The organism is Streptomyces sp. NPDC047453 (genome assembly GCF_040643155.1).
Taxonomy (GTDB): Bacteria; Actinomycetota; Actinomycetes; order Streptomycetales; family Streptomycetaceae; genus Streptomyces.
The window spans coordinates 79,965-100,994 of the sequence record NZ_JBEYTS010000024.1; the positions used below are offsets into that span (position 1 = coordinate 79,965).

General features: G+C 70.2%; 18 protein-coding genes and 1 pseudogene. 8 read left to right on the top strand and 11 right to left on the bottom strand.

Features of this window, described 5'->3' with window-relative positions; all coding sequences use genetic code 11:
• Positions 1-52: 52 nt before the first annotated feature.
• Both ABZ818_RS21840 and ABZ818_RS21845 read right to left on the bottom strand, forming a co-directional pair.
• Positions 53-1,447 (bottom strand): aldehyde dehydrogenase family protein, encoded by a 1,395-nt coding sequence (locus ABZ818_RS21840; RefSeq protein ID WP_361416926.1) that lies wholly within the window; start codon positions 1,445-1,447, stop codon positions 53-55.
• Positions 1,447-2,547, bottom strand: coding sequence for a phenazine antibiotic biosynthesis protein (locus ABZ818_RS21845; protein WP_361416929.1), 1,101 nt, complete (start codon positions 2,545-2,547; stop codon positions 1,447-1,449). The genes ABZ818_RS21840 and ABZ818_RS21845 overlap by 1 nt, the downstream gene beginning before the upstream one ends.
• A gap of 237 nt (positions 2,548-2,784) precedes the next feature.
• Here ABZ818_RS21845 and ABZ818_RS21850 point away from each other — a divergent pair, with 237 nt between their 5' ends.
• The 3 genes from ABZ818_RS21850 (at position 2,785) to ABZ818_RS21860 (ending at position 5,387) form a co-directional block, all read left to right on the top strand.
• Positions 2,785-3,408 (top strand): GNAT family N-acetyltransferase, encoded by a 624-nt coding sequence (locus ABZ818_RS21850; protein ID WP_361416932.1) that lies wholly within the window; start codon positions 2,785-2,787, stop codon positions 3,406-3,408.
• Positions 3,409-3,524: 116 nt separating this feature from the next.
• Positions 3,525-4,529: a ketol-acid reductoisomerase gene (ilvC, locus tag ABZ818_RS21855; protein WP_361416935.1), complete on the top strand. Its 1,005-nt coding sequence runs from the start codon at positions 3,525-3,527 to the stop codon at positions 4,527-4,529.
• Positions 4,530-4,952: 423 nt separating this feature from the next.
• Positions 4,953-5,387 carry a VOC family protein gene (locus tag ABZ818_RS21860; protein WP_361417010.1) on the top strand — a complete coding sequence of 145 codons (435 nt, stop codon included), beginning with the start codon at positions 4,953-4,955 and terminating at the stop codon, positions 5,385-5,387.
• Between the two features lie 18 nt (positions 5,388-5,405).
• Here the strand turns inward: ABZ818_RS21860 and ABZ818_RS21865 are convergent, their stop codons facing one another.
• Together ABZ818_RS21865 and ABZ818_RS21870 are read right to left on the bottom strand one after the other, a co-directional pair.
• Positions 5,406-5,639, bottom strand: coding sequence for a hypothetical protein (locus ABZ818_RS21865; protein ID WP_361416938.1), 234 nt, complete (start codon positions 5,637-5,639; stop codon positions 5,406-5,408).
• A 139-nt stretch (positions 5,640-5,778) separates the two neighbouring features.
• Positions 5,779-6,036, bottom strand: coding sequence for a hypothetical protein (locus tag ABZ818_RS21870; protein ID WP_361416941.1), 258 nt, complete (start codon positions 6,034-6,036; stop codon positions 5,779-5,781).
• A 424-nt stretch (positions 6,037-6,460) separates the two neighbouring features.
• Here ABZ818_RS21870 and ABZ818_RS21875 point away from each other — a divergent pair, with 424 nt between their 5' ends.
• On the top strand, positions 6,461-7,588 hold the full coding sequence (locus tag ABZ818_RS21875; protein ID WP_361416944.1) for a PP2C family protein-serine/threonine phosphatase: 1,128 nt from the start codon (positions 6,461-6,463) through the stop codon (positions 7,586-7,588).
• A gap of 114 nt (positions 7,589-7,702) precedes the next feature.
• Here ABZ818_RS21875 and ABZ818_RS21880 read toward each other — a convergent pair whose 3' ends face one another.
• The 4 genes from ABZ818_RS21880 to ABZ818_RS21895 all read right to left on the bottom strand — a co-directional run bounded on the left by ABZ818_RS21880 (position 7,703) and on the right by ABZ818_RS21895 (position 12,650).
• The gene (locus ABZ818_RS21880) at positions 7,703-9,235 is read right to left on the bottom strand and encodes an MFS transporter (protein ID WP_361416947.1); all 1,533 of its coding nucleotides are present in this window, start codon (positions 9,233-9,235) and stop codon (positions 7,703-7,705) included.
• 287 nt (positions 9,236-9,522) lie between these two features.
• Entirely contained in the window at positions 9,523-9,993 is a 471-nt protein-coding gene (locus tag ABZ818_RS21885; protein ID WP_361416949.1) for a carboxymuconolactone decarboxylase family protein, read from the bottom strand.
• Between the two features lie 84 nt (positions 9,994-10,077).
• The gene (locus ABZ818_RS21890) at positions 10,078-10,821 is read right to left on the bottom strand and encodes an SDR family oxidoreductase (RefSeq protein ID WP_361416952.1); all 744 of its coding nucleotides are present in this window, start codon (positions 10,819-10,821) and stop codon (positions 10,078-10,080) included.
• A gap of 155 nt (positions 10,822-10,976) precedes the next feature.
• Positions 10,977-12,650: an FAD-binding protein gene (locus tag ABZ818_RS21895; RefSeq protein ID WP_361416955.1), complete on the bottom strand. Its 1,674-nt coding sequence runs from the start codon at positions 12,648-12,650 to the stop codon at positions 10,977-10,979.
• A gap of 217 nt (positions 12,651-12,867) precedes the next feature.
• Between ABZ818_RS21895 and ABZ818_RS21900 the strand changes: the two genes are divergently transcribed.
• From ABZ818_RS21900 to ABZ818_RS21915, 4 genes are all read left to right on the top strand, one after another.
• On the top strand, positions 12,868-15,648 hold the full coding sequence (locus ABZ818_RS21900; protein ID WP_361416958.1) for an AAA family ATPase: 2,781 nt from the start codon (positions 12,868-12,870) through the stop codon (positions 15,646-15,648).
• Positions 15,649-15,983: 335 nt separating this feature from the next.
• Positions 15,984-16,334 (top strand): FtsX-like permease family protein, encoded by a 351-nt coding sequence (locus tag ABZ818_RS21905; protein ID WP_361416961.1) that lies wholly within the window; start codon positions 15,984-15,986, stop codon positions 16,332-16,334.
• Between the two features lie 162 nt (positions 16,335-16,496).
• Positions 16,497-17,330 (top strand): GNAT family N-acetyltransferase, encoded by an 834-nt coding sequence (locus tag ABZ818_RS21910; RefSeq protein ID WP_361416964.1) that lies wholly within the window; start codon positions 16,497-16,499, stop codon positions 17,328-17,330.
• 168 nt (positions 17,331-17,498) lie between these two features.
• Positions 17,499-18,857: an NAD(P)/FAD-dependent oxidoreductase gene (locus tag ABZ818_RS21915; RefSeq protein ID WP_361416967.1), complete on the top strand. Its 1,359-nt coding sequence runs from the start codon at positions 17,499-17,501 to the stop codon at positions 18,855-18,857.
• Here ABZ818_RS21915 and ABZ818_RS21920 read toward each other — a convergent pair.
• From ABZ818_RS21920 to ABZ818_RS21930, 3 genes and pseudogenes are all read right to left on the bottom strand, one after another.
• A complete protein-coding gene (locus tag ABZ818_RS21920; protein WP_361416970.1) occupies positions 18,847-19,389 on the bottom strand; it encodes a hypothetical protein in 543 nt (180 codons plus the stop codon). The genes ABZ818_RS21915 and ABZ818_RS21920 overlap by 11 nt on opposite strands.
• Before the next feature lie 164 nt (positions 19,390-19,553).
• Complete coding sequence (locus ABZ818_RS21925; protein WP_361416973.1) at positions 19,554-19,796, bottom strand: hypothetical protein; 243 nt, start codon at positions 19,794-19,796, stop codon at positions 19,554-19,556.
• Between the two features lie 203 nt (positions 19,797-19,999).
• Positions 20,000-20,433: pseudogene (locus ABZ818_RS21930) on the bottom strand (cupin domain-containing protein).
• Positions 20,434-21,030: the final 597 nt, after the last annotated feature.

Genomic DNA, 21,030 nt, shown 5'->3' on the forward strand with positions numbered 1-21,030 from the left:
CGAGGGGTGGGCGCCGCTCACGGTAGGCCCGCGCCGAGGAGGCGAGCGCCGTTCAGGACGGGCCCTGGTACACCGCCTTGCTCCGCATCAGGAAGTCGGAGAGATAGCTGTCGTGGGGGACGCCCGGTGACATCCAGTGGGTCGGCTGATCGCCGAAGTACACGTTGGCGATGCTGGGTTCCGCGACCAGGGCCTCCCACAGGTCCCGGTCCCGGGTCAGTGCCGACAGCACCAGCGTGTTGCGCAGCGGCGCCATGCCGTCCGCGCGGGTCCAGGGGGCGATCCACACGCAGGGGAAGGGCAGTTCGGTGCGCAGTTGAGGGGCGCGGGCGCTCGCGGTCTGGTGCACGGCGGGGCGCAGCACGGCGCTGCCGTCTCCGAGGTCGTCGGCGATCCCGTCGCTGCCGAGCCAGGCGTGCGTCCCGGCCGCCATCGTTTTCAGATACGCGCTGAGGGCTCGCGCCCGCTCCTTCGGACACACCGGTAGACGGGCCCTCTCGTCTTGCGGGGGAAGGCTGGGTAGGACGGCCAGACGTGCCGCGAGGGCTTCGGCGAGCGGGGCCGGGTCGCCCTCGACGAGGATGGCGGTGGCGTTGACGCACGCGGTGCCGCTCTCGCCGGCGACGGACGCGACGAGGGCGTCCAGATGGTCACGCCAGTCGGTGTCCGCGGTGATGAGGATCTTCGACCGTCCCGGCCCCTGCGGCAGGATCCTCGCGTCGTGCGCGTACTTGGTCACCACGTCGTCGCCGCCGTAGACCACGGCCCGGTCCGCGCCGTGGACGAGCGTGTCGGCGGTCGCGTGGTCGGTGGGCAGCAGCATCAGCTGGTCGTCCCGGATTCCCGCCTGACGCAGTGCCGCGACGAGTCGGTAGGGGGTAAATGGCTCGCGCCGGGACGGGCGCACGGCGACGCGGTAACCCAGCGCCAGTGCCTCCAGCCAGACCCGGTGTGCGCCGGGATGGTTGCCGGACGCGTTGACGGCGAACACGTCGCCCTGACGCGCCCACACCGTGTGCGTCTCATGCAGGACGGGGTCGCTGAGGTCGCGGGCCGCGCCGCGCGGCCTTCCACGGTCGGCGGACGAGGCGGCGTGCCGAACGAAGCGCGCGGTGCCCCGGGTCGCGGCGCGCACCACGGCGAGAGGCGTGCCCGAGGTCCGGCTGACGTGACGTTCGTATTCCCGGACGCTCAAGCCTCCCACGGTGCCCGCGGCGAAGGCCTCCCCGGCGGTGGCGAACACGGTCTCCAGGTCGGCCACGGCGATCGGCGGCGCTTGGCGCAGGGCGCCGATCGCCCGTGCCACGTACAGCGGGGGAACCAGACTCAGCCGCGCGATCGGTGCACCGGCCACGTCGGTCACCGTGCTCGGCACACGTGTGCGGTAACTGCCCCGCGGGCCCAGGGCGTCGAGGTGCAGCGGCTCGGTGGTCGGTACGGGGGCCATCAGTAGACACCCTCGATGACCGTCTCACCCTCGACCGCAGGAACCGGCGCGACGTCGGCGACGGCGGCCCCGGCGTGGCCGTCAGCCGCGCGGACCCGCAACGCGGTGTCCCGCTCCCTGTTATTGGGGATCAGCATGGACTTGCTGACGTGGCTCACCACCACCTGGCCCCGCTCACCCTCCGCCACCTGTTGCCCGGTGTCGGGATCCACGACGCTCAGGAAGACGTACGGCGAGACGGGGTCGAACACACATGGCTCCGACGCCGTGAGACCGACCCGCTCCAAAAGCGCTGTGAGCATCATGGTGTTGCCGTACATGCCAATCAGTGGCACGTCGGGAAACACCTCGGTCCGCAACAGGTCCCGGGTGTCGGGATCCATGTGGGTGCCGCCCCAGATGATCGCCTGGGCTTTGCCGTTGATGACCTCCACGAGGTCGCTGTCCCGGGCGAAGCGCTCCAGCATCGGGGTGGTGGCGGCTATGACACCGATGTCCTGGCCGAGCAGGATGCGCCGGCACTGGTCCACGAGATGGTCGGTGTAGGCGTCGACCTCGTCGCGACGGCCCGCGCCGACGAGCTTCTTGACCCAGCGGGGATCCATGTCGACCCCCAGCCCGGGGCTGCCGAGACTTGCCGAGGCCCGTTGCAGCACATCGCCCACGAGGTGCGGGCCGGTCGGCGCCACGGTCAGCCATAGCGCGCCGACCGGGAGTGCGTGGTCCCGGAGCCGTCGCGTCACCTGCTCGCTGCCGTGCCGCGCCCAGTCGTCCATCTGCACGACCCGCTTGGGTGCCCCGGTCGTGCCGCCGCTCTCGAACACGTGCAGCGGTCGGGCCTGCGGACCGTAGCCGCGGGGGACGAGATCGGACACCTGCACATCGCGCAGCTCGTCGGTCAGATCGGGAAAGAGCGCCAAGTCCGCCACTCCCTTGACGTCGTGGCGGGGGTCGAAACCGAGCCGGTCGACCCGTTCCAGCCAGTACCGGGACCCCGTCTCGGGAGTGAAGTGCCACTGCATGGCCGCCCTGACGTAGTCGTCGGGGTCCACCCCGTCGAAGGGGCCGACGTCCAGAACGGTGAATGAGCTGATCGGCATGGAACCGCCTTTCTCGAAGTCGTTGAGGGCGGACGCGTGAGAGCCGCGCGTCCCGGGCGGTCCCGCGGGCCCGAACCGCTCTCGCAGAGGAGACCGAGGGGTGCAGGCGTATGTGACAGCCCCGCGGAAAGGCGGCAGTGCCCCCGGCACCGGCACCGGCACACGTCACAACGGCCCGTGTCTCCCGGTCTGATGTCTGGGCCAAAGCCGACCGGCGGTGTGCCGAGGGAGATGGACATGCGACAGGGACTGCGGATCGTGCGCGTCGACCAGGACGACGAGCCCCGTGTGGCCGCTCTGCACCGCCGGTGCTCCGCCGCCGCCCGGTGGCATCGCTACCACCGGGCCATGGGCGACCCCGACAGCTACCTGGGGCCGCTGCTGTCCCGACCCCACTCGGTGCACCTGGCGGTGCAGGACTCGCGAGGGCGGCTCGTCGCGATAGGGCATCTGCTGTCGGACGGCGGTGACGCCGAGGCAGCGCTGCTGGTGGAGGACACCTGGCAGAACAGGGGGCTGGGCACCCGGCTCCTGGAAGAACTCGGCCGGTTTGCGGTCATGTTGGGCGTACCTGAGGTCTACGGGGTCATCCACCCCGACGACGCCCGCATGGCGGCCGTGTTGCACCGCACCGGCGTTCCGCTGCGCACGGTCCTGGCGACGGGCAGTGCGACGACGGTCCGGGCCCGGACGCAGGACATCAGCCTCGCCCTCGCTGGCTCGCCAACGCGACGTGGGTGGTGGCAACGCGGTGCTGGAAAGCACCTAGTGTCGGGGTTCTCGGCACGTCCTTGGGCCCTTGAAGCCGGAGTTCAGCGGCTTCTCCGGCGCTCCTTCGAGGACGCGTCGCCTACTTGCTGAACCCGCACAGTGCAATACGTGTGACAACATTGAATGAGATAGTGTTTCAGCTGTCGGTCGACGGCGGGTGTTTCCCCCGCGGTTCGATGTCGGCGGCTACGAGCGAGGGGATTGCCATGGCCGAGCTGTTCTATGACACCGACGCCGACCTGTCCATCATCCAGGGCCGCAAGGTCGCGGTCATCGGTTACGGGAGCCAGGGGCATGCCCACGCGCTGTCGCTGCGTGACTCGGGTGTGGACGTGCGCGTGGGGCTGCACGAGGGTGCCAAGTCCCGGGCGCAGGCCGAGGAGCAGGGCCTGCGTGTGGTGTCGGTGACGGAAGCCGCCGCCGAGGCCGACGTGATCATGATCCTCGTCCCGGACCCGCTCCAGGGCGAGATCTACGAGCAGCACATCGCCCCGAACCTGAAGGACGGCGACGCGCTGTTCTTCGGGCACGGTTTCAACATCCGCTTCGGCTTCATCAAGCCGCCGGCGAACGTGGACGTGTGCATGGTTGCCCTCAAGGGCCCGGGCCACCTGGTGCGTCGCCAGTACGAGGAGGGCCGGGGCGTTCCGTGTCTGGTGGCGGTCGAGCAGGACGCTACAGGAAACGCCTTCCCGCTGGCCCTGTCTTACGCCAAGGGCATCGGTGGCACCCGTGCGGGTGTCATCAGGACGACCTTCACCGAGGAGACCGAGACCGACCTGTTCGGTGAGCAGGCCGTGCTCGCCGGTGGAGTGTCAGCCCTGGTTAAGGCGGGCTTCGAGACGCTGACCGAGGCGGGCTACCAGCCGGAGATCGTGTACTTCGAGTGCCTGCACGAGCTCAAGCTGATCGTCGACCTCATGTACGAGGGCGGCCTGGAGAAGATGCGCTGGTCGATCTCCGAGACCGCCGAGTGGGGCGACTACGTTACCGGACCGCGCATCATCACCGACGCCACCAAGGCCGAGATGAAGAAGGTCCTCGCCGAGATCCAGGACGGCGCCTTTGCCGAGAACTGGATGGCCGAGTACCACGGCGGTCTGAAGAAGTACGCCGAGTACAAGCGGCAGGACTCCGAGCACCTGCTGGAGACCACCGGCAAGCAGCTGCGCAAGCTGATGAGTTGGGTCAACGACGAGGAGCGCTCGTGATTGCGTGGGCCGGCACGGAAGGGAACCGGTGACGGTCTCATGACGACACTGAATGTCACCCTGCTCGGCGGGCTCCGCGAGATAGCCGCCGTACCACTGCCCGCGGCGGAATTCGCGCACGGCACACGGTCGCTACGCCGCTTCGTCCTGGAACTCCACGTGCCGCACGAACGGCAGCCGGAACTGGATGCCGAACTGCAGGCTGCCGCCGCGCCGGACGGGACGTACCTGCAAGGCACCGATGCGATGTGGCGCGTGGTGGAGGGCTGGACCGTTGTGGCCCACGGTCTGCGGGCTGGGATCCACCGGTATCGGGTGGAGATCGAGGAGGTGGAGGACACCGCGCAGGCCGACACCCGTGCGGTGGGCGAGGGCGTGTCAGCCGAGGCGGGCAAGCTGCCCGCCGGCGAGAGCGCCGACGTCATGCAGCTCAAGCTGGCCGTCCTGGTTCTGCCCGTCTCGGACGTCGACCGGGCGAAGTCGTTCTACGAGGCCGTCGGGTTCCGACTGGATGCCGAGCATGCCATCGACGCCTCCTATCGCGTGGTGCACATGACGCCCCCGGGATCGGCGTGCTCGATCCTGTTCGGGATCGGAGTCACTACGGCCGCCCCAGGCTCGGTGCGGGGCCTGCACCTCGTCGTCTCCGACATCGAGCAGGCCTGCCGGGAACTCGAGGCGAGGGGCGTGGCGACCGGCGGAATCTTCCATGACACGAGCGGTGTATTCCACCGCAGCACCGATGAGAAGAGGGTCGAGGGACCCGACCCGCAGCGTCGTGACTATCGCTCCTACGCCGAGTTCAGCGACCCGGACGGCAACGAATGGGTGCTTCAGGAGGTGCCGGCGCGAGCCTGAGATGCCCGTGTGCAGTGTTCAACCGTGAGGGAGGGCGTCCTCCGGGGATCCGGAGCGACGCTCACCTGCGCTGTGTGTCGTCGCGGTGCCGCGCAGGGTCTGGAGGGACTCGGCGATCGACGCGATGCGTGTGTTCACGACGTGAACGGCCTCACGGAGCTGGCGCAGCCGCCCCTCAAGAGCCGTCGCCTCGGCCGTGAGCGACGCCGCGACCGTGGCGGGGTCCGCCTGAAGATCAACGCCTTGGGACATCTTCCCGGTCCTCCTCGGATCGTGTCGGACACCAATCCCCGTACTGACCGGACAGGGGGCGCGCTTGTGACAGCCGGAGGCGTCGTACCCACAGTGGGGCGGGTGGCCGGGACGGGGTCGCGGCTGACACGTCCTGGGTTCAGCCGGTTTCCAGGGCGAAGTCGCCCAGGATGTGCTGTCGTATTCGCCGCACCTCGGCGCGATCGGGTTCCACGGGCACCTGGCGGCGGGTGTCTCGCTCGGAGGCGCTGTTGGCCCGACGCACCGCTGCGCACAGGGCTTCGGCGCTGTCCGGCGCCTCGCCGACGACGTAGTACAGCCAGACGATCCGGGAGTCGTCCGACCGGTACGGCAGCCCGACCAACCAGGTGCGGGAGTCTCCGGGTGTGCTGAACATGAGGTCTCATCTCCGTTCTCTGCCGGCGGCGGTGGCGGCACAAGTGGGCGGGCTCCGCGAGGAGTTCCGCCCTTTCTTCATTGACTGGACAGCGCCCCGGTTCGTGACAGCGAATCGGCCTGTTGCAGCCTTCCCCCCTCAACTGCCGGGACGCGGCTCGTGGATGGAGATCTAGGTGTCACAGATACGCGTGCGTTCCTGTCTCATGAGCGAACAGATCGGGCCAGGCAGGAGAAAAAGGGTGTGCGTTCCGCAAGCAGCCGACACTCGTGCGTGGAGCCGCCATCGCCTCTCGCCGCACGAAAGACCACACATGAGCATCCCCATTCCGCGGCCGGACGTTCCGGCCGTCGATCGCTGTGGAGGACATCGGGCTCGCGAGATCCGTCCCCGTGGGGACTTCTCCTTCTGCCGCGACCTCCGCGTGGTTCTGCTGTCCCAGGACGAACAGGACGCGGTCCATGTCCGGCGGCTCCTTCCGGACCGGCTGGCCGATGCGCTGGTTTGGCACACAAGCGTCGACGAAGGATGCCGCACGTCCGGCACCCACGGCCCGCTGTGCGTTCTGGTGGGCAGCACACCGGCCGGACGGAACTTGGCCGACGTCGTCACCCGGGTACGCCGCCACGCCCCCGACGCAGCCGTGCTCGTTCTTGAGGGCACGTATGCGTCCCACGCCTTCCGCTCTGTCGCCGGCTCGGTGCAGGGCCGGGCCGATCACCGCCGCAGCGCTCCCGACGAGTTCTGCCGGAAGATCTGGGTGGCGCTGCAACGTGCCGTCGCGGGGCGCACCGTGGCGGGCGAGGAGATCGCGCGGGACAACGCCCTGCTGGAACGGGGCCTGTTGCCCGACCTGACGCTGCAGGCAGACGGCTTCACGACCGCCTTCCACTACGCGCCGGGTCGCGCGCACACTTTGCTGGGCGGTGACTTCTGCGATGTGGTGCGCGGCGACGACGGCAGCGCCCACGTGGTCATGGGCGATGTGTCCGGGCACGGTGCCGCCGCGGCCGCCCTCGGTGTCCACCTGCGCCTGGCATGGCGCACGGCCGTGCTGTGCGGGCAGAGCCAGCTGGAACAACTCCATCTGCTCGAACGCATCCTGACCGAGGAACGAGCGCAGGAGGAGACCTACGCGACCGTGGTGTCCCTGGTCCTGTCGCCCCAGCGCCGCACCCTGCGGACGGTCACTGCCGGCCATCCGGGCTTTCTGCACCGGCACAGGGGAGAGGTCCGTTGGGTGGAGCCGCCGCCAGGTCTCCCGCTGGGTCTCTTCCCCGGGCAAGGGGACTGGCGCGAGAGCGAGATGGCGATGCCGGACGGGGACGGCATCGTGCTGTTCACCGACGGACTCTACGAAGGTCGTACGGCCGGCGGACGGCTCGGGGAGGAGGGCTTGCTGAGGCTGGCCGGTCGGCTCGCGCATCTGGAGGCGCAAGCGTTCGTCGATGCCTTGGTAGGCGGGGTATCGCTGCTGGCTGGCCCGTTCGGTGGGCTACGGGACGATGTGGCGGTGCTTCATCTGTCCTGCGATGGAGGGGGCGGGGTTTGATGTTCTGCCGACCCGCAGGACCGGCCCGGCCTACGGACGAAGCCGGTTCCCGCCGGGGAAGGGGCGGGAACCGGCTAGCAAATGCGCCCCGGCCGGGGGATCTCGGCGCTCGACCTAGTCGAAAGCCCGGTGATGGGCGAAGCGCGACACCAGCGGCGGCTCCATCAGCCAGCCGTGAGCCCGGCCGTGCCGTGCGTGAGAGGTGTCGGCGGTTTCGCGTAGGAGGGTGAAGGCCAACGCCGCGCCGATAGCCAGCAGGCCCGCGCACAGGGGCATGGCCCGGTTGAACGCCGTGTCGAAGGAGTTGAGGGAGCGGTAGGCGTCCGGGCTCATGTCGACCAGCAGCGGCAGTGCAGCCACGGAGACCAGCCCGGCCGCGCGTGCGGCTGCGTTGTTGATTCCGCTGGCCAGGCCCGCGTCGGCGGCCTCGACCGAGGCCAGCAGCGTCACGCTCAGCGGAGCGACCATGATGACCATGCCCGTCCCCATCACGAGCAGGGCGGGCAGAACGTCGGCGAAGTAGGAGGCGTGCGTGCCCACCCGCGCCGTCATCAGCATGCCCGCCCCGCACACCACAGGGCCGACGGTGAGCGGAATGCGCGGTCCCAGGCGTTGGGCGAGCTTCCCGGAGCGGGCGGAGAACAGCAGCATCAGTACCGTGCTCGGCAACATGGCGGCGCCCGCCGCCAGTGCCGAGTAGCCGGCGACGATCTGCAGTTGCAGGGCGGTCAGGAAGAAGAACCCGCCCAGCCCGGCGTAGACGCACAGGGTGATCAGGTTGATGGCCGTGAACGGCCGCGACGAGAAGATCGACAGGGGCATCATCGGGTCGCTGCTGCGTCGCTCCACCAGCAGGAACGCGGCCCCGGCCGCGATACTGCCCGCGGCCGCGGCAAGGGCGACGGGCCCGCCGGAACGGGCTTCGGTCAGCGCGTAGGTGGCCAGAGCGAGCGTCAGCGCGCCCAGCGCCGCACCGGCGAGGTCGAAGCCCCGCCGGGACGGCGTGTGGGTACCGGCCGGTACGGTGGGCTGCCGAGGCCTCCCGACGGACTCCGGGACGTGGCGCATTGCCAGGGGCACGCACAGCAGCGCCGGGGGGATCGTCAGCAGAAAGGTCCAGCGCCAGCCGGGGCCGTCGACGAGCCATCCGCCGAGAAACGGCCCGAGTGCCGCTCCGATGCCGCCGAACCCGGACCACAGGCCGATGGCGCGCGGCCGGTCGTCCGGGTGGAAGGAGGCTTCGATGATCGCCAGTGAGCCGGGGGTGAGCAGCGCTCCGCCGACGCCCTGGAGCGCGCGGGCGGCGATGAGCGTGGTCGCGTCGGGAGCGAGTCCGCACAGCAGGGACGCCGCAGCGAACCAGATGATGCCCAGGACGAAGATCCGGCGTCGGCCGAAGCGGTCGCCCAGGGATCCGCCCAGCAGGATGAGTCCCGCTAGGGTCAGCATGTAGGCGTTCACGGTCCACTGGAGTGCGGCGAGGTCGGCGTCGAAGTCGTCGCCGATGTGCGGCAGCGCGACGTTGGTGACGGTCGAGCCGAGCAGCACCACGCTGGAGCCGAGGACGGTGGCCAGAAGGGTCCATCGGCCACGGGCGCTGGCGATGCGCAGGAAGGCCGGGTCGCTCGGGGCGGGGGAGGGGTGCATGTCGTCTCCTTGGGACAGTGGGCCAGGAGGCGGCCGGTGCGTTCGTGCGGGGCAGCGGGTGCGGCGGGTAGGTCTGCTCGTCTACGCACGGGTGCGCTGGGTGGCGCGTCGCGTATGCCCGGGGCGCGGTTGTCGCGGATGGGCCTTCGCGTGGGACCCAGGGATGCTGCGGTTCGCGGTGTGGCGTCGTGTGGACGCAGGGTGTCCGAGGGGCCGTCTCCCGCTCGGTGGGCCGGGGTGAGCGGGAGACGGACGGTGGGCGTCCGGCGGGCCGGAGCGCGCGCGGGTCAGCCGAACATGCCGGGCTTGTAGCCGCCGGCGGGCTGTTGGTTGATGACGTTGATGCGGTTGTAGGCGTTGATGATCGCGATCAAAGAGATCAGCGCGGCGAGCTGGTCCTCGTCGTAGTGCTTCGCGGCGTTGGCCCAGGCCTCGTCCGACACCCCGCCCGCCGCGTCGGCGATGCGGGTGCCCTGCTCGGTGACCTCCAGCGCCGCGCGCTCGGCGTCGGTGAAGACGGTGGCTTCGCGCCAGGCGGCGACCAGGTGCAGCCGCTGCTGGTCCTCACCCGCGGCGACGGCGTCCTTGGTGTGCATGTCGGTGCAGAACCCGCAGCCGTTGATCTGGCTGGCCCGAATCTTCACCAGCTCCTGGGTGGCGGCGGGAAGCGCCGAGTGCACAGCGGCCCCGGCCGAGTTGAGGTGCTTCATGACCTTGCCCGCGAGAGCGTTGCCGAAATAGTTGATGCGCGCGTCCATGTAGGGATCCTGTGAGTCGAGTGATGGAAGATGAACTGATCTGAGATTGCTGCGATTTCGAGGCCGTGGGCTCCGGGCTCGCCGTTACTGCTTGCTGCTCCAGTCGGCGAAGTGCGTCTCGCCGAGATGTGCGTCGGGGCCGGGCAGCAGGTCGGACTCCTTTAGGGCGGCGCCCCAGTAGAGACCATTCGGGTCCGTCACGACCGTGCGGGGGTCGTTGTGGGCCGCGAGGCCCTTGCGGATGAAGTCCTCCAGGGTGAAGGTGTCGGGGCCGGCGACCTCGACGATTCCGTTGACCGGAGTGCCGACCGCCGTGCGGCCGACGGCCGTGGCCACGTCGCCTGAGAAGATGGGCTGGATCTTGATGGGGGCGACGGACACCGTTTCACCGCTGGTCGCCGAGTCCGCGAGGGTCTTGGCGAACTCGAAGAACTGCGTGGCGTGGACGATCGAGTACGGCACTCCGGAGTCCCGGATCATGTCCTCCTGGACCTGCTTGGCCTGGAAGTAGCCGGACTGCTGCAGGCGGTCGGTGCCCACGACGGACAGAGCCACGTGGTGTGTGACGCCGGCGGCAGCCTCCGCAGCGAGCAGGTTGGTGGTGGAGGCGCGGAAGAACTCCATCACCGCGTCGTCGTCGAAGGAGGGGGAGTTGGAGACATCGACGACGACGGAGGCGCCCTTCAGGACGTCGGCCAGGCCTTCGCCGGTGACCGTGTTGACTCCGGTGTTCGGGGAGGCTGCCACCGCCTCATGACCGTGTTCGTTGAGCTTGGAGACGACCTTGGAACCGATAAGTCCGGTTCCGCCGATCACTACGACCTTCATGGACTTTCCCTTCATTGATCCCGCACCGTGCCCGGTGGGTCTGCGGCGACCTCGTCCACGGCACCGGCCGCGATGGCTCGTACCCTCCTGACCAGGCGACCCCGGCATCTGTGACAGGGCGGCGCATAAAGATTTCGCGCCGCTGTCGATCGCCCTCACACGGCGGGTCCGGCATCGTCTGACGCGTCGCGCCACGGCTCGGTGATTCCGGTCGGGGCGGGCCACAGGGGTGTGCGGCGCACGCCGGTCGTCGCGGACCACACCATGGCGTCCGGCAGGGCGGGCGCGGCGCCGGGGCGGTCGGACCGGTGGTGGCAGCCCTGGGGGCCGAGCCGCTCCCGAGCACACTGGAGGGTCGCCCGGGCGGCGAGTACGGCGGATCTGAGGTCGTAGGCGTGCGCCAGATCCGAGAAGCCGCCGATGTCGATGTGGACGCCGATGTCCGCCGTCCGGGCCTCGATCTCGTCGAGTGCGGTCAATCCCGCGACGAGTCCGGCCTCGTCCCGGACCACGCCGGCGTGGTCCGTGATCAGGCGTCGTACCGCGCGCTGCAGAGCGCGGGCGTTGTGATCGCCTTCGGCGGCCACCAGGCGGAGCACGTCGGCTTCCGCGGCGCGGGTCGCGGCGGGTGAGTGGCGTGGACCGGTGAGTGTGGCGGAGTACTCCACCGCGGCGCGCCCGGTGATCCGCCCGTGAGTGAAGAGTTCGGAGAGGGAGTCTTCTTCCGGCCGGTGCGGGCTGCCGACTGCTTCCCCGACCGCGAAAAGCCCGTCCACGTCGGTGCTGTGGTCCTCGGCCTCGATCCAGATGCCGCCCAGGGAGATGCAGGCGGTCGGCACGACCTCGACGGGGTCACGGGTGATGTCGAGCATCTGCAGTTCCAGTAGCGTCCGGTGCAGGTGCGGCAGCCGTGCCAAGACCGTGTCACCGGGGAGGTGGGACAGGTCCAGCCAGACGCCGCCGGACCGGGAGCCGCGGCCTTCCTGGATCTCGGTGTAGGACGCACGTGCGACGGTTTCCTGGGCGGAGAGCTCCATCCGCTCGGGGTCGTAGCGCGTCATGAACCGCTCGCCGAGGTTGTTGAGCAGCACGCCGCCCGCGTGACGTGCGCTGTCGCTGAGCGGCATGCCGGCGGCGTGGTCCGGCTCGATCAGCCCGAAGGGATGGAACTGCACCAGGTCGGGATCGCGCAACCGGGCACCGGCCTCGGCGGCCAGCCGTAGGGAGCCGCCGGTGTTCTCATGGCGGCGCGAGGACGTGTGCCGCCAGATGCGCGTGTGCCCGCCGGTGGCGAGGATCACCGCGTCGGCGTGCACGAGGTAGCGCGAGCCGTCGACGAGGCCGAATCCGTAGGCGCCGAACACCGTTCCGTTGTCGACCAGCAGCCGGGTGACGTACACGTGCGGCAGGACGGGGATGGCGAGTTGCCGCACGCGCACACGCAGGGCCCGGTGAAGGTCCGGGCCAGTGAGCCGTGTGGTGGACATGCTGTCGGTGCGATCGGGGCGCCTGCCGCGGGGTTCGACACCTTCGATGGGCTGCGCGGCGGCGCGTGGCGCGATCCGCTCGCTAGGCGAGGCGGCCGGTAAGCGGCTCTGCCGCGACGTGTCAGCCAAGTGCCGCTCCCCGGTGTCGCCAGGGCGGGCAGGGGCGGGCGCCCACTCGGCATGGTCCCACGCCGCGCTGGCCGGGGCGTCTTCGCGGGCCCGTTGGGTGACCACGACGACCGCGACACCGGCCTCGGCGACTTCGATGGCCGCTCGGAGGCCCGACGCACCGCTACCCACCACGAGGACGGACGTAGTGAGCTGGTGTCCGAGCGAAGACATGCGTCCTCCTACGACAGCGAACGGACAGGATCATTGGTTGGGATCGACCGGACAGGCCCCCGATTTGTGACAACCTCGGCGTGTTTCCGGGCGTGGAAGTAGTCACACCGTCTGTCCGCACCGCGGGGGAGGGGCCGCGGGTACCGTGACAAGGATTCTTCCGAACACCGCTGTGGGAGCTCTGTTTCCCCCGGATCCCGCCGAGGAGCCGAGTCGCATGATCGCCAGCCCGCTTCCCGCTCTGGTCGGCCGGCAGCGTGAGTGCACGGCGCTCGACAACCTGCTGGCCGGCCTTCGGGCCGGCGCTTCCCGCGTCGTGGTCGTCCGGGGCGAGGCGGGCATCGGCAAGTCGGTGCTGCTGGAGTACATGGCTGCGCAGGCGTCCCGGGTGCAGGTGACCTGGGCGCGCGGTGTCGAGGCCGACATGGAGCTCCCTTACGCGAGCCTGCACCAGGTGTGCGCGCCGTTCCTGGACGGTGTCGAAGAACTGCCGCAACCCCAACGTGAGGCCCTGCGCGTGGCATTCGGGACGGCGGTCGGCGATCCACCCGACCGTTTCCTGGTCGGCCTCGCCGTGCTGACCCTGCTCACCCGCGCCTCGGAGACCCGGCCGGTGCTGGTGCTGGTGGACGACGCCCAGTGGCTGGATCAAGTGTCGTTGCAGACACTTGAGTTCGTGGCTCGGCGACTGCTCGCGGAGCCGGTCGCCATGGTGTTCGCGGTCCGCGATCCCGAGGGGCAGTCCGCGCTCGCGGGCCTGCCGGCGCTGCAACTCAGGGGACTGGACGCCGCTTCGGCCGGGGAACTCCTGGAGGGAGCTGTGGGGGGACGGTTGGAGGAGCGGGTCCGGGACCGGTTCGTGGCCGAGACACATGGCAACCCGCTGGCGCTGCTGGAATTCTCCCGCGGCCGCAGCGCCGCCGAACTGGCCTACGGCGTCGACGCGTCGAGTGCCCCAATTGTCCAAGGGCCGGTGGCCAGCCGCGTCGAGCGTGATTTCGCGGGGCGGCTCGGTGCGCTGCCGGCCGCGACTCGCACCCTGCTGCTGATCGCTGCGGCGGAACCGGTGGGCGACGTGCGCCTATTGATCCGCGCAGCCGCTTCCCTCGGCATCACTCCGGACGCCGCACCGGCCAAGGCAGCCGGCCTGATCGAGTTCGGCGAGCCCGTACGGTTCCGGCACCCGCTGGTCCGTTCGGCGGTCTACCACGGAGCCGAGCCGGAGGATCGACGTGCGGTGCACCGGGCCCTGGCCGAGGCCACGGACCCCCTCCTGGACCCTGACCGGCGCGCCTGGCACGCCGCGCAGGCGGCCGACGGGCCGGACGAGGAGGTCGCTGCCGGACTGGAGCAGGCCGCCGACCGCGCCCGGCAGCGCGGGGGCATCGCGGCCGAGGCGGTTCTGCTGGAACGCGCGGTGGAGGTGACGCCCGATCCCTGGCCGCGAGGACGCCGGGCCCTTGCGGCGGCCGAGGCGCACTTCTCGGCCGCCGCGCCTGAACGGGCCACGGAATTGGCTGCGGTGGCCGACCTGTATCCCCTCAGCGTCCTGGACCGGGCCCGCCTGGCACGTCTGCGGGCCAGAATCCTGTTCGCCCGCAGCCGCAGCGATGAGGCGGCACCACTACTCCTGAACGCGGCGGCACAGTTCACCGCGGCTGGATCTCCCCTGGCGCGGGAGACGTACCTGGAGGCGATCAGCGCGACCATCTTCGCCGGCCGGGTCCATGGTCCGACAGGCGCCCGCGCCGCGGCGATCGCGGCCCGCGCGTCCGGAGCGCCCTCCTCGGGCTCCAAAGCCGCGGACGCTCTCTTGGAGGGCGTGGCGGCCCTGCTCGCGGACGGCCCGGAGACGGCCGTCCCGGCCCTGCGCGAGGCACTCGACCTGCTCGAGCACGAAGAGCTCCGCACACGGGAGGCGACAGTACGGTGGCTGCTGCTGGCCCCGGTCGCGCTTGAGTCGTTCATCCACTGGGCCTGGGACCTGCATGCCTGGGACACACTCTCGACTCGCGCAGTGCGTCTGGCCCGCGACATCGGAGCACTCGGCAGCCTGCCGCCGGCTCTGATCTACGCGGGCGGGGTGCACATCCACTACGGCAACTTCGCCGAGGCCGACCGGATGATCGACGAGGCCGACGCGATCGCCACCGCGACCGGCCACGCCCCGCACAAGTACGCCACGCTCGTCCTGGCCGCGTGGCGGGGTGAGGCGGATGTCGCCGCCGGCATCATCGAAGAGGCCAGAGAGCGCGCCGTACAGCGGGGTGAAGTGTCCCTGCTCGGTGCCATGGGCTACATCCAGGGCGTGCTCTTCAACGGACTGGCCCGCTACGAAGAGGCGCTTGAGGCCGCCCGCACCGGTATCGAGCACGACGGGTTCAACTTCACTGGTCTGTCGCTGGTCGAACATGTGGAGGCCGCGACGCGTTGCGGTGAACTCGACCAGGCCCGCGCCTCGTTGGCCCGCCTGATCGAACTCACTCGCGCCGCCGACTCCGGGTGGGCTCGGGGTGCGAGCGCACGCAGCGAGGCGCTGCTGGCCGACGGTGAGGCGGCAGACCGCCTGTACCGCACGGCGATCGAGCAATTCGGCCGCGGCGGGGTGGTCGTGGAGGTGGCACGTACCCACCTGCTGTACGGCGAGTGGCTGCGGCGCGCCCAGCGCCGCGCGCAGGCCCGCGAGCATCTCCGCACAGCCCACGACATGTTCGACGCGATGCCGGCGCAAGCGTTCGCCGAACGGGCCCGCCGTGAGCTGATCGCCACCGGCGAGCAGGTGACCGCGCGGGAGACCACACCGACGAACGCTCTCACACCGCAGGAGTCGCAGGTCGCAGCCCTCGCCGCCGACGGCATGACGAACGCGCGGATCGGCGCGGAGCTCTTCATCAGCCCCCATACCGTGGAATGGCACCTGCGGAAGGTCTACGTGAAGCTCGGCATCAGCTCTCGCCGAGCCCTGCCGGACGTCCTCGGCAGCGCACGGGCGCGGTGAGTTAGAACCGACAGTCATCACGAATCCGCGGGGGCCACGCACCTATGGGTGACGGCAAACAGTGCCTAGATCCGGTGCACCCGCTCCAGCCGCACCGGGTCGGTCAGCGCCTCGCACAAGCGAGGAACGAGGTCGACCTCGCCCCACCTCGTGATGGGCGACGGGGAAGGACAGCGCGGGCGGCCGCTGGTCCCAGCTGCCGATCCTGTCAGGATCACATCCGCACCGCAGCAGCACGGCTCGACCCAGCCTTCAGCGTCGACTTTCCTGGAAAGTCCCAGGGCGACCCTGCCCTCGACGGAGTCAGGCGGGCTCTGCTGGCCGGGGTAACCGCCGTGCTGGTACTGATAGCCGCGAGCATGCTGCTCGGTGCGATCGAACAGGTCCGCGAGCGCGCACGAGTCCTGTCCGTACTCGTCGCGTTCGGCACGCCCCGTCGTACGCTCGTTACTTCCGTTTTCTTGCAGGCCGTACTCCCCGTCGGACTTGGTTTGCTCGTGGCGGAGTCGATCGGGACGGCCCTCGGCAGCACGCTGCTCGAACTCGCCGGAAGGCCTGTGACACACAACTGGAGCACCCTACTGGCCATAGCTGGCATCGGGGCGGCCGTCTCCCTCGGTGTCACCCTGTTGACCCTGCCGGCATTGTGGCGTTCGACGCGACCGCAGGGATTACGTCACGAGTGAATCGCTCCCCCGACCGCGCCACGTGTACGGCGACCGGCCGGAGGGTGTCTTCAGGAGCCCGAACGCCAGCCGCCCCCGGACCAGCCATGGCCGCAGAACGCCGGCCGCTATCACAACGCACACTGTGATGTGCAGAACCACCAGATGAGGGAGACAGCTGCAATGGTGGATCCGGCAAGCCCGATCAGCACGTCGAACAACGGGATACGAAGCACTGAGGCTCCGCGGGAACTCGGCGCCATGGCCTCGGTGTTCGCTAACTTCCGTCAGTACCTCATGGGATGGGACACACAGAGCCGAGCGGGCAACACCGTCGACCAGTTCCGCAGCGGGCTTGCCACCCCGCAGTTCAACGGCGTCGTACGCGTACGATCGGTGTCCGCGGATGGGGAGGACGTGACGGCCATCCGCAAGGAGTTCGCGAACGTTCCCTGGTGGTGGTGGGTCGGACCCGACAGCCCCGAGGACACCGCCGACGTCCTGCGGTGCCGCGGTGGACGAGAGCTCACGGCCCTCCCCGTGATGGTGCTCCCGCTCGACGAACCGGCCTACCCGGGCACAGTCCCGCACACCGCTCCCACCGGTTTGCGGGTGGAGCCGGTCCGGGACGATGAACAGTTGGCCGAGTTGGTCCGGACGTACCGGGCGTCGATGGGTGTCGGACCCGGGCTGGAGACCGAGATGGTGCGCATCGAGTCGCGGCGCGAGGACAACGCCGACATCATCCGGCTGGCCGCCGTGCTGGACGGCCGAGTGGTCGGGACGACCGTGGTGATCGCCGCCCACGGGGTGGCCGGGATCTTCCTCGTCCACGTGACCGAAGCACATCGCCGCCGGGGCGTCGGTGCGGCCCTGACGGCCGCCGCGCTCCAGGTGGGGTGGGAGCGGGGGATGCGCTGCGCCGCGCTGGTGGCCAGCCCTGCGGGCGAACCGTTGTACCGACGTTTCGGCTTCACGACGACATCCGAGTACCGGCTGTTCGCCTTCCCCGCCTGAGCTGCAGCCGGCCCGGACGCGGAGTACGCGCTGCCCCTCCAACCTGAACGTCGGCGCCGCGGGTGAAGAGGGCGCGCACGTAGCCCTGGCAGGTGATCTGGCCACCGTGTCACACCGAGTGCCGACGACCGGTCTAGAGAGTTAGGACCGAGAGAAACAGAGGACACCGTGCGTGAGATTTTGATCGTGGGCGGCGGGTATGCGGGCTTCTACACCGCGTGGGGCCTGGAGAAGAGGCTGCGACCGGGCGAGGCGCGCGTCACTATCGTCGACCCCCGCCCGTACATGACGTACCAGCCCTTCCTGCCCGAGGTCGTGGCCGGTTCGGTGGAGGCCCGGCACGCGGCGGTCTCGCTCCGCCGTCACCTCCACTACACGCGTCTGGTGGCGGGCTCGGTGACGGAGATCCGCCACAGCGCGCGCACAGTCACGGTCCGCCCGGAGTCCGGGCCATCCCTCGACCTGCACTACGACGTGCTGGTGGTGACGGCGGGGGCGGTCACCCGGACCTTCCCGATCCCGGGACTGAGCGATCAGGCGTACGGACTCAAGCACGTCGAGGAAGCGGTGGCGATCCGCGACCGCCTCCTCACCTCGTTCGACCGTGCGGCCGGTCTGCCGCGCGGGCCCGAACGCACCAAACTGCTCACCGTCACCGTCGTCGGTGGCGGATTCTCCGGAGTGGAGGGATTTGGTGAATTGCTGGCCCTGGCGACCGCGTTGCTCAAGAAGTACCCGGAGATCGGCGCGGACGAACCGGCCTTCCACCTGGTCGAGGCACGGGACCGCATCCTGCCCGAGGTCGCGGACCGGCCGGGCGCCTGGGTGGTGCGTTCACTGGAGAAACGGGGGGCGCGGGTGCACCTGAACACCCAGCTGGTCTCCGCCGAGGACGGCCGGGTGCGGCTGTCGGACGGCACCGAGTACGACTCGGGCCTGCTGGTGTGGACGGCCGGCAACGCCGCCAACCCGATCGTGCACAACCACAGCGACCTGCCCGTCGATGAGCGGGGCCTGCTCACCGTACGGGCGGATCTGCGGGTCACCACGGACACCGAGGTGGTGCCCGACGTCTGGGCGGCGGGGGACGACGCCTCGGTGCCCGATCTCGCGGCCGGGAGGCCGGGCGCGCACACCGTGCCCAACGCCCAGCACGCCGTCCGCCAGGGCAAACTGCTGGCGAAGAACATCCTGGCGTCGCTGCGCGGCCGTCCGACCAAGGACTACGTGCACCGCAGTCTCGGTGTGGTGGCCACACTCGGGCTCGGCCGCGGCATCTTCCAGTACCGGGGACTGGTCATCAAGGGGTTCCCGGCCTGGCTGATGCACCGTGGCTACCACGTTCTGGCCATACCGAGCTGGGAACGCAAGACGCGTGTGTTCGCCGTGTGGGTCACGGCCCTTCTCTACGGCCGTGACATCGTGTCGCTGGCGTCGGTGCAGCAGCCGAGGGAGGCATTCGTCTCCCGCGGCGAACTGCGCCGAGGAGAGGAGCTCGCACAGCCCGGAGGCCGGCTCACGGCATGACGGCGCGGTACAGTCCGCGGCCAGCCCGCTGGACGCGCGAGGCGCCGACGAGACGGTCGAGCGTGCTGCGGACGGCGTTGATGCTGCCGCTGTCCGTGTCGCGTCCCAGCGCCGACGCGACATCGCGGGCTCGGACTTCGGTGTCCCCGGCCTGCGCGAAGTACGCCAGGATCTGATCCGTGAGCTTGCCGTACGTCGTGCCGCCGTCGCCCGCCTCGTCGCTCCGGCCTGCCGTGCCCGGGGGCTCTGCGGCGGCTTCGGAGGTTGCCGCGGCGCGCGCGGCCTCCGGCTTCGCCGGCGACGAGACGCTCATGGGGGCGGGGTCCCGCGGTGATGGGGCGGCCGCCGGGCCGGTGCCGGGCATGAGGGCCTGAAGGGCGTCGAGCGCCCGCTGCACGGAACCGAGATGAGCGGTGATCGCGGCCAGTTCCCTCTCCAGCGCCTGCTTCTGGATCTCCAGCCGGGCCAAATCCTCCTGGAGACTCCCGGCGGTGCTCTCGATGGCGCGAGCGGTCTGGGTCACGGAGCCCATGGGTTCCTCTCGTCCACAACCCTGTGTCCTGGCGGGACCGCTCGATGTCCCGACCCGCCATCCGGCGCGGCACCGGGGGATGCTGGCGAACATCATATGCAGCGGCCCCGTCGGCCGAGAACAGAGTGGGCGGTCCCACGCAGAACACACCGTTGACCGGGCCATCAGGGACGGCGGGCCCGGGACGGAGTGAACCCCGTGGCGCTCCCTTCGTCCGCCGGCGGCGCCTCGTGGTCGCCGGCTGCGGGCAGCCGTCTGATCCTCTCGGACACCGCCTGGATCCGGGCGTCCACCTCGTCGATCGCCTCCCGGAGCACCCCGAGCCGTCCCTCCAGGACAGCGGCCTCCGCGGCGAGCGAGACGGTGACGGCGGCGGGATCGGTCCGGCGGTCGGCGTCTCGCGTCATCCTCGTGTCCCTCCTCGGCCCGCGTCGGAAGTCAGGTGGACGGGCTCCGGGGGACCGGCGGTTGCCCGGGCGCGACTGATGAATGTCCCTGCCATGCTCCTCCTTCGTCGCCGCGGGAATCGGGCACGGACCGCCACGAGCCTTCGGTACCGCATTGACCGGGTAGTGGCGGGAGCTGTGACAGCCGCCATACGGCCGCCACGTCACGGCAGTTCGCAGCCCGGGGACGGCGCGTCCTGGGAGAATGGGGTGCCGTGCGGCAGGACGTAGAGGACCTCCAGGACGACGTCCGTGGCTCCCCGGTTCTCGCCGATGTGCACGTGGTCCGCGCCCGACGGTTCCTTCAGGAAGCTGCCCTTCTTGTACACGCCGTCGGAGGCGCAGGAGGCGTCGAAGTGGCTCAGCGTTCCCTGCCTGACGAAGGCGTACAGGGTGCCGTCGTGGTAGTGCCACCCGGTCGCCTGGCCGGGCGGGACGGTGATCTCGCGGAGGATGTAGTCGGTGCGCCGACGGTCCGCTGGGCCAGAACCCGGCCGCTGACGCCGGGGCCGCCGGGGGTGGCCTGGGCGGTCGACGAGGCGAGCGAGAGCCCTGTGAGGCAGGCTCCGACGACCGCGGCGCGTGCTGAAGTACGCATGATGTTTCCCTTCGGAATGTGAGGGTGAACAGCGGCCCGGGGCAAGCGGCCCTCAGGGGCAGCCCGTTCACCCGTCACACTGTATTGCCACTGAGTGGGTCGGGGTGCCGAGGTTCGGTCCGACGGTGTGTTTCGTTGCGAAGATGTCAGCGTTTCTCCCACTTCCCGGTGCGGTGGGTGCAGCGGGTAACGTTCCGTGCGACGCTGCCGTGCGGGGTGGGGAGTCGGTATGGAGCACATCGGCGGTGCCCTGCCGCTCGCGGAACTGCTCCACGAGCGGAGGCACTTGCTGGAGGTCGCGCAGTGGATGCTGGGCAGCCGGGTGACGGCCGAGTGCCTTACCGACGAGGCGTACCGGCGGTGGTACGGGCTCTCCGACGGTGAGCGTTCGCGCATCCGGACGCCGCGGACCTGGTTGAGCCACGTCGTGGGCGGCCTCGCGCTGGACCGGCTGGCCGCGCCCGGCCCACCGGCCGGGATCGGTGAGGCGCTGCTGCGGTCGGTGGACATGTGGTCACCCGCGCGGACGTCACCGCGTACTTCGACGGCGGCGGGAGGGTCCGTGCGCCGATCGCTCACGTCACCGGCAGCGAGCAC